The 12,037-nt window shown below is 70.0% G+C and carries 13 protein-coding genes; all 13 read right to left on the bottom strand.

Annotated elements, in window-relative coordinates:
* Positions 1–322: 322 nt before the first annotated feature.
* The 13 genes from OG241_RS06400 to OG241_RS06340 all read right to left on the bottom strand — a co-directional run bounded on the left by OG241_RS06400 (position 323) and on the right by OG241_RS06340 (position 11,990).
* Positions 323–1,564, bottom strand: a complete 1,242-nt coding sequence (locus OG241_RS06400) for a hypothetical protein (protein WP_405814193.1) — start codon at positions 1,562–1,564, stop codon at positions 323–325.
* Entirely contained in the window at positions 1,561–2,421 is an 861-nt protein-coding gene (locus tag OG241_RS06395) for a methyltransferase (RefSeq protein WP_405814192.1), read from the bottom strand. Before OG241_RS06395 ends, OG241_RS06400 begins: the two co-directional genes overlap by 4 nt.
* A 209-nt stretch (positions 2,422–2,630) precedes the next feature.
* A complete protein-coding gene (locus tag OG241_RS06390; RefSeq protein WP_405814191.1) occupies positions 2,631–3,716 on the bottom strand; it encodes a hypothetical protein in 1,086 nt (361 codons plus the stop codon).
* Positions 3,717–3,797: 81 nt separating this feature from the next.
* Positions 3,798–4,265 carry a DUF6082 family protein gene (locus OG241_RS06385; RefSeq protein WP_405814189.1) on the bottom strand — a complete coding sequence of 156 codons (468 nt, stop codon included), beginning with the start codon at positions 4,263–4,265 and terminating at the stop codon, positions 3,798–3,800.
* 30 nt (positions 4,266–4,295) lie between these two features.
* Positions 4,296–4,847, bottom strand: a complete 552-nt coding sequence (locus OG241_RS06380) for a Scr1 family TA system antitoxin-like transcriptional regulator (RefSeq protein ID WP_405814188.1) — start codon at positions 4,845–4,847, stop codon at positions 4,296–4,298.
* A 274-nt stretch (positions 4,848–5,121) separates the two neighbouring features.
* Complete coding sequence (locus OG241_RS06375; RefSeq protein WP_405814187.1) at positions 5,122–6,168, bottom strand: phosphotransferase enzyme family protein; 1,047 nt, start codon at positions 6,166–6,168, stop codon at positions 5,122–5,124.
* Positions 6,169–6,173: 5 nt separating this feature from the next.
* Entirely contained in the window at positions 6,174–6,830 is a 657-nt protein-coding gene (locus OG241_RS06370; RefSeq protein ID WP_405814186.1) for a LuxR C-terminal-related transcriptional regulator, read from the bottom strand.
* 45 nt (positions 6,831–6,875) lie between these two features.
* The gene (locus tag OG241_RS06365) at positions 6,876–8,114 is read right to left on the bottom strand and encodes a cytochrome P450 (protein WP_405814185.1); all 1,239 of its coding nucleotides are present in this window, start codon (positions 8,112–8,114) and stop codon (positions 6,876–6,878) included.
* Entirely contained in the window at positions 8,045–9,331 is a 1,287-nt protein-coding gene (locus OG241_RS06360; protein WP_405814183.1) for a cytochrome P450, read from the bottom strand. Before OG241_RS06360 ends, OG241_RS06365 begins: the two co-directional genes overlap by 70 nt.
* Complete coding sequence (locus OG241_RS06355; protein ID WP_405814182.1) at positions 9,328–9,906, bottom strand: GTP-binding protein; 579 nt, start codon at positions 9,904–9,906, stop codon at positions 9,328–9,330. Before OG241_RS06355 ends, OG241_RS06360 begins: the two co-directional genes overlap by 4 nt.
* Before the next feature lie 4 nt (positions 9,907–9,910).
* Entirely contained in the window at positions 9,911–10,264 is a 354-nt protein-coding gene (locus OG241_RS06350; RefSeq protein WP_405814181.1) for a DUF742 domain-containing protein, read from the bottom strand.
* Positions 10,261–10,686 (bottom strand): roadblock/LC7 domain-containing protein, encoded by a 426-nt coding sequence (locus tag OG241_RS06345; protein ID WP_405814179.1) that lies wholly within the window; start codon positions 10,684–10,686, stop codon positions 10,261–10,263. Before OG241_RS06345 ends, OG241_RS06350 begins: the two co-directional genes overlap by 4 nt.
* On the bottom strand, positions 10,683–11,990 hold the full coding sequence (locus OG241_RS06340) for an ATP-binding protein (RefSeq protein WP_405814178.1): 1,308 nt from the start codon (positions 11,988–11,990) through the stop codon (positions 10,683–10,685). Before OG241_RS06340 ends, OG241_RS06345 begins: the two co-directional genes overlap by 4 nt.
* Between the last annotated feature and the right edge of the window lie 47 nt (positions 11,991–12,037).

Genomic DNA, 12,037 nt, shown 5'->3' with positions numbered 1-12,037 from the left:
GGTCAGGTCCAGCCGAGTGCGGTGGAGAGGCGCCCGTGGCGGATAGCGTCGATGGCGTGCTGACATTCCGGACAGTCCGACACGGAAGTGGGTCTCCGTCTCGGTGGGGGCTCGTACCTCGCGGTTGGTGGCCGAGGCGGCAGCGAGACGGTGGTCGACGAGCCTGCCCACCGCGATGCCGCGGGAGAACGGGACGGTTGTGCAGAGGGTCCGTAGATCTTCGGATCGTCCGAACCGGCGCCCGTGTCACCTGTGATCAGCGGGGGCGCGGTCAGATGGGCCCCGCCGGATGTCCGCGGGGCGGACCTCGACGGTGCGACGGTCATAGCAGCTCTCCCGGTCGTGCCGTCGCCGGTGGCAGCAGAATCTCCAAGGGCAGCAGATTCGACAGCAGTCTCAGGTCGTGCCGGACGGCGGGTGCCACCTCGTTGTACAGGCACGGGGTCTGGCCGGTGCTGAGGAAGTCACGCAGGGCGATGTCCCCGCCGCGCGCCATGGTGTACGGCGGCACCGAGTGCCGTGAAAGGACCAGCGCACCGGGGCTTGCCGACTGCGTCAGCGGTGAAAACAGGCGTCGTGCGTCGTAGAAGTGGCGCTCTTGCAGACCGCCGATGTCGATGACGACAGCGTTCTGCGGCACGGGAGTTCCCCGGTCCAGGGCGAGCGCAATGGACTCGCGGTCGTGCACCAGGACGTGTGAGGCCGCGTACAGGAGGGTCTGTTCGTCGGTGGTGGCACCGCCCTTGCCGGCGAGCCGCTCGATGACGCGGGCTTGCTGGGTGGATGTCAGGCCGGCTATCAGCTGGTGGAGCGCGCCGAGGACATCGGAGGTGTCGGATGGCGTGCGGCAGATTCCGTAGCGGCCGGGGGCCAGGACCGAGAGGACCTGGTCGAGAGATCGTGCGAGGACAGCGGTCTCCTCGGCGACGTCGTCTTGGGCGAGGGAGTTGATCTGGCAGCCCAGGGAGGAGGCCAGGACCACCTGGATATAGGGAGTGCGGCAACCGACCGCCGTGAGGCGGGCCGCCATCTGGATGGCCGGCAGGATGTAGCTGAGGGCCCGCAGCGGGATGGTGGTGCTGGCGCCGTAGACGATGCGCAGGACGAGCGGGGCCTGAGCCGCCCTTGTCACGGCCTGCAGCAGGGGCTCGACACCGTGGTGGGGCAGACCGTAGACGTAGCCGGTGCGTCGAGCGGCGGGGCCGATTACCGCAGTCAGCAGACGGGGGCGCATACGGTTGGCCCGGCCCGCCTCCACCGCGTCGGTGCTGTGGGGAAGGGATCGGAGCGCTGTCATGGCGTCGTCGGTGGTCACGACGTCGGGGTCGTGGGTGCGTCCCAGAAGCGGTAGGCCCCGCAGCGCGGCTGTCAACAGGTTGGCCTGCCTCCTTCCCAACGGTGGTGTCCAGTCGGTCTCGTCCGGGGGAGTGCCGGGCAAGCCGCTTTCGGCGAAGTGCACCGGGTACGTGCCGTCCTCGGTACAGCCGCGGATCGCGGCGGCGACCCGGTCGGGCGTGAGTTCCTTGCCCTGCGCGGGCACGGGCTTGAGATCCGTTGCGCTCATGACGCACCGCCGGGACGCCGGGCGGGCTGGAACGTGAACACTGCGTCCTCCACCAGCGGTCCTTTACCCGCACGAGCATCCAGCAGTGCCCGGGCGTCGGCTTCCAGGGCGGAGTGACGCTCTGCGAAGAGGTCCGGGCCCGCGAAGGATGTCGTCCGCAGGAAGCCGAGCACGCCTGCCGGCGTCCGGATAGGGGGCACAGGGAAGCGGCGGTGGGTGGTGTCGTTCCACGCGGATGCGGCGAGGGATTCCTCGAACGAGCGGCGAGGTTCGGGGAAGTCGTCCTGGTCGACTTCCCGGCGGCGGGGGCCCAGGCAGCGCTGGACCGGCTTGCCCAATGGTCGGGTCCGGCCCGCCTGGTATGTCCACGGGCTTACGTCGCCCATGGTCGCCGTCGTGGCGTCGGGGGCAGCGCCCCGGTCCGCCATCGCCGGGACGTGCGGACCGCTCATCCAGGGGTACGACGGGCAGCCCGTGGCCAAGTCCGGGGTCGGCACGGCTTCTCCGGGCAGCGGGGCGGACACGTCAGCTGTCGAGTGGACGAGGGTGAACGTGCCGTGCCCGAGCGCCGAGGTGAAGACGGCGCGGGCCTGGTCGTGCATCGGCCGACTGACTTCGACGGCCTCGATGGGTGCGAGGCCGGGCACGGCACCCAGGAGAGCGAGGGAGACGTTCCGGCTGCTGGTGCCCACATCCGGGAGCGTGGGAGCGGGACGCCTCCCGAGAGTGCCGGCCGGCAGGCGGACCACCTTGTCCGGCAGACCGGGCCGGTAGTGCGCGTAGTCGGCGGCCGGCGAGAACAGCGCTACTTCCTTCGGAGAGGGGCCGGGGAAGGGCTGGTCGGGGTAGGTCTTCACGAGGTTGCTCTCTCGTCGGACAGGCGGGGTGCGGGTAGGGGCCAGGACAGACGGTCACAGGACGATGTCGCCCGTTCGGTGCCGTCGTTCGCATCCGAGGGGCATGCACGGCAGTGAGTCGCCTGAGACGATCGGGCGTCTGGCACGCGGGTACTGCGCGCCGGACGATGCGCTCGCGGCCGGCAGAGTCCTTACGCTGCGGGGGCGCCCTAGGTCAGTGCGCTCGTCATTTCGGCACGGGACGGGGTGATCACCCTCGGCAGGAGGGGCTGTTGGCGCCATCCGGGCAGCGGCTCGACCGTGCGCCGCAGGAGGGTCTCGACCAACTTGCGCTTCGACAGGTCGACCACCACGAGGTCGTGATCGCTGAGTCCGTCCATGGGGAAGACGTGTACCTCTTCCACCGCCTGGATGGAGAAGGCATCCAGGCGGGTGTTGTCGATCCGGCAGGGGCCGCCCTGGTCCGGCCGGGCCCGGCCGGCCGTCGGGGCCAGCGCCTCCAGCTGCCCGTGGTGAGCCGCCCAGCGGGCCGCGTCGTACATGCGGACGATGTGCATGATCTTGTCCACGTTCGTGTAGCTGCGCCAGGTGCCATCCGGCAGTAGCTCGGCGCGGTGCGCTCGGTGCGTGTCGTCGGTGACAGAGGGCCAGTCGGGATGCGGAACCAACTCACCCTCTGCTTCCGGGAGTTCGTTCGTGTCTGAGAGAAGCCAGCACGCGGACCAGCCCGGATCAGAGGACTCGTCCGGTGCGGAGGCGGGCTCTTCCTCCTCGGCCGGCGGCCTGCGGTCGATTTTCACCTTGTCCACGAGCCGGGTGAAGCCGAATGCCTCGCGGTGCCGGTCGGGAGGCGAGTTGAACGAATAGTGGCCGACGCCGACGTGGATCGGTGTCGGCGCCCCGGGCACGCGGAGGGTCAGGACGGTCGGCGGGGTGTTGTGTCCCAGGACGGTGCGCTGGGCGTCCGGTCCGAAAAGGAAAGGACCACGGCGTACGAAGCAACCCGTCGGGTTGTTGCCGACGCCCATCTCCGCACGGAAGCCTTCCATCCCGAGGATGGACTGCTGGGTCTTGAACCTCCTGTCGGCCGCTTCCACTTCCTCGGGACTGGCACCCGGCCGGGTCTGTGCGTGCGTCAGCTCGGTCATGGCGAGCAGGTCCATCTCCAGCGGGACGAACACCTCGCGGTTCACCTTGTGGAAGGTCTCCGGCAGGACGCCCGGCTCCGGCTCAGGGCCACCAAAGTGCTCAAAGTTCGCGTTCACGAGCCGGAGCCGGTCATCGCTCTTCTTCACATTGCTCCTTGAGCCTGAGAAGTACAGGTACTTCAGGCATTGCACGGGTCGGTCAAGTACGTGCGGTACAGGGCAGGTTGGTCAGTGCAGGGCGGTGGGGGCGGTCAGCACGGCTCCCGTTTCGTCCTGGTAGGCGGTGTCCACCAGGGTGTGGAAGCGACGGGCGCAGGTGTCGTCGGCCGCTTGGGCGCGCGCGTCCCGTACGCGGTCCCACCACTTCTGGCCGCCGGGGGTGGCGAACAGGGAGAGTGCCGCGCCGTGGACGCCGTCGGCGGAGAGAGCACCGACGCGGTACATCGCTTCCCAGGCCGAGACCCAGGCGTTGCGGTGCAGGTGGAGGCGCCGTTCAGCCGGATCCAGCGGGTCCAGGCTTCCCCAGATCGCGCGCAGGCCAGGGCGTTCGATCTGTGCGGCGAGGAGGTGCTGGTGGAGATGGGCGGTCTCCAGGACGGTTCGGTCGCGGTGCCGGCGGTGGCTGAGGACCGTATGGGCGAGGGCGGTGCCGGCGAGGGTGAGCAGCGCGGCGCTCGTCAATCGACTGCGGTGCATAGGGGTTGGTGTCCTTCCGCGTGGTGGAGGTCAGGCGGGTGCCGGGGTGTGCACGAGGCGGGAGAGGTACTGGTGGGCCGGGGCTCCGGTGAGGGCGAGGCGCTGCAGCCGGGCGAAGGCGGCCTTGTAGCGGAAGGTCCGGGCGGGGTGTCCGAGAACAATGGGGATCGGAGTGAGGGGCAGGACGACCGTATGGGCGTCGAGGATCACGAAGGGTTCCAGCGGGAGTTCGGCAGGTGCGCGGGTGGCGCCGAGGGGGATCAGCCCGAGCACCAGGTCCGTGTCTGCGTTCAGGAGGGTCATCAGGTGGGTGATCTGGTCGGACATGACATCGGGGGAACCGACCTGGCGGTGGAGAGCGCTCTCTTCGAGGAGGACCGTGGCTTTCACAGCGTCTGGCAGGTCGGCTTCCTCGTGGCCGCCGTTCCGGGCCCACGGACAGCTGCGGAGCGCTTCCCGGTATCCGCGGACCTGTAGCGGGCCGGGGACGAAGGTGGAGGCGTAGGCCCGGATACGGTGCGCTGCCTGCCATGGGGCAGCCGGTGCGGTGCGCGGGTGGCGGGGCCTGTATGTCCTGGTCATGCGTGCAGACACAGAGGTGTCGGTTGGTTCCGGGACGCAGAAGTGACGTCGGCGGTGCCGGACGGGGGCTGGGCCATGTGAGTTCTCCGGGAGGGAACGGGTGTTGGCGGGGTGGCGGGGCCCGTCCCGTCCGCGACCGGGGCACGGGCGGGACGGGCCGGCTGAGGAGCGCCTCGTCGGCCATGGCGTGGAAGAGGAGGGCGCAGGTGTCCGGAGCGAGGTCGTCCTGGAGGTGCGCGGAGCCCCGGCGGGGACGGGGGTGCGGGCGGGCTGCTCATGGTCGGCCGGTGTCTGGTCCGAGGGCCGCGAACGTGTCGTCGAGGTCGTCGAGGTCGGTCAGCAGATGTCGGATGGTTGTCTGCCGCTCGCTCCAGTGGATTTGGGCGTTGGCCTGGGCCGCTGCGGGGAGTTCGCTTTCTGCGGTGGTGGCGCCGTGGAGGTTGAACAGGAGGTCCAGGAGGGTGATCCGGGCGCATGCCTGTATGTCGGCGAAGGGGAGGGTGGGATTTTCTTCGCGGTAGGCGGCCAGCATCGCGAGGGCGCAGGCGGCCCAGCCGGGGCCGGCTGCGACCGTGCGCGGTTGGAACGCGGCGCGGCCCAGTTCCCAGGCCGCGATGCCCGTCGCTCCGTGGAAGCCGATGATGCCGGTGACATGGTCGCCGGCCGCGATCAGGTGGGTGCGGGATATCTGGGCGTGCAGGGCGTGGTCCACGAGGTGCTCGGGCAGTTGGCTCCGCAACCGGTGGGCATGGAGGTGGAGGTCCTCGCGCCGGTGGTCGAGGTCGGAGATCAGGTGTCCGCCGTGCACACGCCGGTGTCTGAAGGCCCGGTGCAGGACGGCATCACATTGCGCGAGTGCTTGCTCGACCGGTTCGGTGCGCCAGCGGCTGGGCTGTACGCGTTCGGGCAGTGGGTAGGCGGCCAGGACCCGGTGCATGCGCCCCAGGACGGTGCCGACGTGTTCGGCCAGGGTGAGCGTCATTGCCGAGGTGGAGGCCAGGCCGGGTGCCTCGTCGGCCACGGACCAGGCGTTGCCCTGCGCGATCGTGACGAGATAGCTGTCCACGTCGGGATGTACCCGGGGAACGGGAAGCCGGGCTGCCCGGCAGTACTCCGACATGTCCAAGGCGATCCGCAGGGTGTCCTGCCTGGCGGTTGCCCGGTATTTCTTCACGACCAGCCGTCGCCCGTCGTCCGTCAGGACGCGCCGGACGGTCGTTTCCGTACTCGTGGGAACGGGCTCGACCGCCGATGCCGTTAATCCGTACCGGTCTTCCAGGACGTCGGCCGTCAGTTCGGCCTCCCAGTCCGTGCTGTCCACTCAGATCACCAGGCTCTCGGGTATGAGAGGACGCCGAGCGCGGAAAGCTGAGGATGGCGTACAGGCCGCCATCCGGTGCCTGACGGCGCCGGGCGTCGCGGCCTGCGGACCGTGGCCCGCTTCCGCGCGGGCACGCAGATCTCTGCCGAGCCGCCGTCCTTGTCCGGCGTGTGTCGGGGGACGGAGAACATGACCGGTGGCCATCTCGGTGAGGGACTCGTCGAGCAGGCCGTACATCCAGCCGAGGGTGACGAGGTGGGGTCGTTGGCGGCGCCGGTGAACTCGCGCACGTCGGTGACCCGCCGCAGGGCTTCGCGGCGGCTGGTGCGAGCCCGCTTCGCGTAGATCTTGGAGGTGGCGCCGATGGCGACCATGTGCCACGCCTCGATGTGCTGGGCCGAGATATCCCTGGGGGCGGGGGCTCGTTCGGGGCGCGGTAGCTGCTGGGTGGCGAACGTGGCGTGGACGACGGCGGCCCGGCCGCTCGCGCCGAGCTTGCGCCCGCACAGGGTCACCTGCACGTTGACCGAGCTGATGGCGAGCGACAGGTCGGAGGCGATCGCGTTCGTGGATTCGCCGTACGCGATCTTCGCCACGATCACCAGCTGTACGGGGGTCAGGGGCAGAAGCGACGCGGGCGGGCGGGCCAGCCGGGCACTCACGGGCTAAATCCTTTCGACAGACAGTTGCCGACGGCGGGGCGCGTGTCAGCTGGGCGATGTGACGGAACCCAGTCGGACGGGCAGGGACTGGAAGCCGTGGGAGATGAACGACTCCACGCGCGCCAGGTCGCTGGCTTCCGGTGCGAGGGCGAGGCCGGGGAAGCGGGCGAAGAGGGCGGGCAGGGCGATCTTGGCTTCGAGGCGGGCCAGGGGGGCGCCGATGCAGTGGTGGACGCCGTGGCCGAAGGCCAGATGGTCGGTGGCAGCGCGGCCGGGGTCGAACTCGGCAGCGGTGGCGCCGTGTTGGTCGGGGTCGTGGCCTGCGGCGGCGTAGGTGGTGAGGATCGCCTCGCCGGCGCGGATCGTGGCTCCGTCGGGGAGAGGGATGTCGGTGACGGCGAAGCGCAGGGGGAGGCTGGCGATGCTGGGGGCCCAGCGCAGGGTCTCCTCGATGACGTCGTCCCACGAGACAGCGCCCGCGCGGACACGCTCCAGTTGCCCGGGATGGGTGAGCAGGGCGTGGACGGCGTTGCCGATCAGGTTGACGGTGGTTTCGTGGCCGGCGCCGATGATCAGGAGGAGGGTGTCGATGAGTTCCTCCTCGCTCAAGCGGGAGCCGTCCTCGTCACGCACGTCGACCAGGACGCTGGTCAGATCGTCACCGGGGTTCGCGCGCTTCAAGGCCACCAGCCCGGCGAGGACGGCGCGGACCTCCTTCTGCGTGGTCTCCGCCTCCTGCGCGGTGATGGTGGTGTCCATGATCCGGGAGATGAGCCGGGCCACGTCTGTGCGTGCGGCTTCGGGCAGGCCGAACAGCTCGCAGATCACCCGCATCGGCAGCGGATGCGCGAACGCCGTCCGCAGGTCCGCCACCCCGCCCGGGCCGCTCTGGGCCAGGGAGTCGAGGAGGGTGTGGGTGATCCGTTCGATCTGCGGGACCATCGCCTGGGTGCGGCGGGCGGTGAAGGCCGGGGCGATGAGCTTGCGCAGCCTGCGGTGCGCGGGCCCGTACGCGGTGAGCATGTTGCTCACCCCCACCCAGTTGATGATCCAGGTGTCCCGGAAGGCGCCCTCGCGCCAGGCGGGCCAGTGCCGGCCGGGGTCCTTGCTCACCCGGTCGTCCAGCAGCAGGGACTTCAGCAACTGGTGGCGGGTGATGTACCAGGCGGGGATCTCGCCGGGCAGGACGACACGGACGGCGGGGCCGGTCTCCCTCAGCCGACGTGCTTCGCCGAGGAGGTCGCGGCCTGCGGGGTCGAGGAGAAGGGGCTGCTGCTGGTCCATGGGGTGACTCCTGCCTGGTCGGGGGTGAGCGGGGTGAAGCGGGCCGGGAGGTGGGCGAGGGCGCGGTGGAACGGGCCGGGCCGCCAGCTGAGCTGCTCGCGCGCCGTGGTGAGTTCCAGGTCGCACAGGTGGCTGGTCAGCCGCTCGATGGCGGTGGTCGCGATCAGCAGGGCGGGCTGCTTGACCGGGCAGGCGTGCGGACCCGCAGCCCACGCCAGATGCGCGCCCCCGCCGGTCGGGACGGCGCCGGCTGGCAGACCGTCGGGGGCAGCGTTGGCGGCGGCGTAGGAGACCAGGACGAGCTGGTTGGCCATGATCCACGTGCCGTGGAAGTGGACGTTCTGGCGCGGGAAGTGCGCCGAGTAGTTCGCCATCGGCGGCTCGTGCCGCAGCACGTCCTCGATGGCGTCCTTCGCGGTGAGCGCGCCGCTGGACAGGGTGCTGTAGTAGGCGTGGTTGGACAGCATCCGCGACAGCGCGTTGGAGATCAGGTTGGTGGTCGGCTCGTGCCCCGCGCCCATGGTGAGCACGATCTGGTGCAGGACCTCCTCCGTGCTCAGGCCGGCCGGGTGGTCCATGAACCAGGACGTCAGATCGGGTCCGCGCTGCTTCGTCTTGAGGGCGATCAGCTCCGCGATGTATTGCTCGAAGTCCGCGTTCGCCCGGGTCGCCTCCTGCGGGCTGGTGGCCTCCATCAGCCCGGCGAGCGCGGTGACGAGGCGGTCGCTGTAGGAGTCGGGCATCCCGAACAGGTTGTTGAACAGCACCAGTGGCAGCGGGCGGGCGTACTGCGTGACCAGGTCGACGTCGCCGGTGGCCGCGAAGGAGCGGATCAGGGTGTCCGCGGCGTGGGCGACCTGGGCGCGCAGCCGGTGCGGTTCGACGCGGGAGAAGCTGTCGGTGATCACGGACCGGTAGCGGGCGTGGTCCGGGCCGTCGTTGAACAGCGGGTTGGGGCGCCACTTCATCATCGGCAGGACCTGGCTGTCCGGCGGCAGCGTCTTCTGCCACTCGCTCGGGTTCTTCGACCAGGTCGTGGTGTCTTTGAGCAGGTCCAGGGCGACGCGGTAGTCCGTGACGAGGTAGGCCGGGACACCGGGGGCGATCGCGACAGGGGCCAGCGGCCCGTACTGGCGCAGCCGGGCGTAGACGGCGTGAGGGTCCTGGGCGAAGTCCGGCCCGTACAACGGGACCGGGTGAGGGAGGTAGTAGTTCATGAGGCAGCGGCATCCAGGGCGGGGTGAGCGATCAGGTGGGTGACCAAAGCGATGAGCGCGTCGATGGACGAGGTGTGGTCGCGGGCGTCGCAGGTCAGCAGCGGGGTGTCCGGGTCCAGGTCGAGCGCCTCCCGCAGCGTTTGAAGCGGGTAGGCGGGAGCGTCGTCGAAGGTGTTGACGACGACGGCGTGACGCAGGCCCAGTTGCTCGATCAGGTCGAGGACCTCGAAGGAGTCGTTCAGGCGCCGGGTGTCGGCCAGCACCAGCGCGCCGAGCGCACCCTGGGCGATGTCCTCCCACAATGACCGGAAGCGTTTCTGGCCGGGCGTGCCGAACAGGTAGAGGACGAGAGCGTCGGACAGGGTGCGGCGGCCGAAGTCGATCGCGACGGTCGTCTTGGTCTTGTCCCGCACGCCCGCCAGGTCGTCGACGCTGGCGCCGGCCTGGGTCATGGTTTCTTCGGTGTACAGCGGCACGGTTTCCGACAGGGTGTTGATCATGGTGGTCTTCCCGACGCCGAACGGGCCGGCGATCAGGATCTTCACCAGCACCGGCGCGGTACCTGGCAGCGGCATGGCGTCATCGGACGGCGCGAAGTCCACTGAGCACCCTTTCTAGTAGCTGCGGTTCGTGTTGCAGGGCGGCGGGGACGGGCGCTCGCATCTTGAGATGCCCGCGGTCCATGAGGTCGGACACCAGGACCCGGACGATGCTCACCGGCAAGCGCAGATGCGCGGCGGCCTCGGCCAGGACCACCGCCTCCAGGGCGATTTCGACCAGCCGCCGCTCGGGCGGCTCCAGGCCGTCAGGAACCGTTTCACCGGTGGCGTACAGGACCGTGAGCCGGTCCAGGGTGTTGCGGGTCGGCCGGGCCCGGCCTGCGGTCGCCAGGAACTCGGGCACCAGACGCCGGCTGTCACGGCGGGCCGTCATGCCGGATTGCCACTGTCCCGGGCCTGCGTGCTCATGACCTTCGTGCCGAGGGTGGCGACCTGGATCTGCATGTGATGGGTGACCATCCCCATGTCGACCTCTGGCTCGGTGAACACCGCTAGGACGGTGTTCTCCCCGGCCGGGATGGCGAACACGAACCCGCAGTCCGTGTCGATGACGACCTGACGCAGTCGGGTCTTCTTGCCGGACAGGGCACGAGCCACCGCGCGCGCCGAGCCCTGGAGCGCGGACATCATCCCGGCGGCGCCTTCTGCGGCCTCCCGTGCCAGGGACGGGTCATACCCCTGGATGAGGCCGTCCGTGGACAGCACCAGCGCGTGCACCACGTGGGGCAGGTCCAGCAGCGGGTTCAGTACCCAGGACATGTCCTTGGCTGCGGGAGAAGACTGGGGGGCACTCACGTCAGGTTCCCTTCATCATGATCAGTGGTCACGGCAGCGCGACCCGAGGCGGTGCCGGCCTGGAACGCGCTGTAGGTCGAGGCGACCTCATCCGGCGTACGGGCATCCGCCGGCGCCGCAACCGGAGCCTGGGACGCGGGAGCGGGCTGCGGAGGCTGGCTCCGGACCCTCCTGCGGCGGGGCAGCCCGGCATCGCTGCCGGAGTCCGGTGCCTCGCCGTGGCCGGGCGATGAGGCGCGGCGCTGGGTTGGCGCCATGGCCGAGGGCGGATGTGCCTTCTCGTCCAGCAGCGTCAGCAGATGACCGGGGATGAACAGCACCGCCCGCACCCCGCCGTAGGGGGACGGCTTGTCGACGGAGACGGAGAACCCGTACTGCTTCACCAGACGGCCGATGGTCGCGAACCCGGCCCGCGGCGGATCACCCAGCTCGGTCAGCATGACCGGCCACGTCCCGGACAGCAGCCGGGTGGCGAACGCCACCTCCTCGGCGTTCATGCCCACCCCGGCATCGTCGATCACGACGCACGCCCCGGACTCAACCTGATGGCAGCTCGCCTCGACCGGCAGCGTGCCGTGCGTGTTGTGCACCGCGTTGGCCATCAGCTCCGCCACCGTGACAGCGACCGGCTCCACCGCCCGCGCCACCACCCCCAGGGGCTGTACCAGATGGTCGCTGACCGTGATCCGCTGGTACTCGCGCACCCGGGACTGCGCCCCCTTCAGCACGTCACCCAGCGACGAGTCGGCACGAGTCAGCCCCGGCGACGCCCCGCACAGCACTCCGGTCGCCTGAATACGGCGCAGGTTCTGTTCGTTGAGCTGGTCCAGCCCCATCGCGGTCTCGGCGATCAGCGGATCGTCGAAGCGGTACTGCATCTCCCGGATCTCGCTTTGCAGCCGGTAGCTCTTGGCCTGGATGACCGTCGTCGCACCGCGCATCACCGCCTGCGCGGCCTCATCCACCCGCTCCCGCTCCGCCGCCACCGCCCGGCTGACCAGGTCAAGAACCTGTCGGTGGGCGACATCCACGGAGCTACCGACCAGGGCGCGATCCCGCAGGCCGGGGACGGGGACGTGCGGATGCGTGAGGTGGGTGACCAGCGCTGGCAGGCGGGCGGTCGCCAGATGCTCGTTCTCCGCCGCCCACCCTCTGAGCCGGGCGTTCTCCTGGTCAGCGGCATCCCGCTCGGCCCGCAGCCGCCTGAAACGACCCCGGGCACGGATGTAGAGCGGCGTACCGACCAGCGTGGCGGCGGCCGTACCGGCGGCCACGGCCACCGGCAACGTCTCCGAAATCGACATGATGAAGGAACCTCGAAGAGAGAACGAGAAAAGGGAAAGGGGAGCGC

The organism is Streptomyces sp. NBC_01390 (assembly GCF_045040105.1).
Classification (GTDB): Bacteria; Actinomycetota; Actinomycetes; order Streptomycetales; family Streptomycetaceae; genus Streptomyces.
This window is presented reverse-complemented; position numbering and strand designations above follow the sequence as displayed.

Bases quoted from the DNA above. Each gene is read 5' to 3' on its own strand.
- OG241_RS06340 (WP_405814178.1), bottom strand. From the start codon at position 11,990: ATGTCGATTTCGGAGACGTTGCCGGTGGCCGTGGCCGCCGGTACGGCC.
- OG241_RS06400 (WP_405814193.1), bottom strand. From the start codon at position 1,564: ATGAGCGCAACGGATCTCAAGCCCGTGCCCGCGCAGGGCAAGGAACTC.
- OG241_RS06385 (WP_405814189.1), bottom strand. From the start codon at position 4,265: ATGCACCGCAGTCGATTGACGAGCGCCGCGCTGCTCACCCTCGCCGGC.
- OG241_RS06350 (WP_405814181.1), bottom strand. From the start codon at position 10,264: ATGACGGCCCGCCGTGACAGCCGGCGTCTGGTGCCCGAGTTCCTGGCG.
- OG241_RS06365 (WP_405814185.1), bottom strand. From the start codon at position 8,114: ATGGACCAGCAGCAGCCCCTTCTCCTCGACCCCGCAGGCCGCGACCTC.
- OG241_RS06360 (WP_405814183.1), bottom strand. From the start codon at position 9,331: ATGAACTACTACCTCCCTCACCCGGTCCCGTTGTACGGGCCGGACTTC.
- OG241_RS06355 (WP_405814182.1), bottom strand. From the start codon at position 9,906: ATGCCGCTGCCAGGTACCGCGCCGGTGCTGGTGAAGATCCTGATCGCC.
- OG241_RS06380 (WP_405814188.1), bottom strand. From the start codon at position 4,847: ATGACCAGGACATACAGGCCCCGCCACCCGCGCACCGCACCGGCTGCC.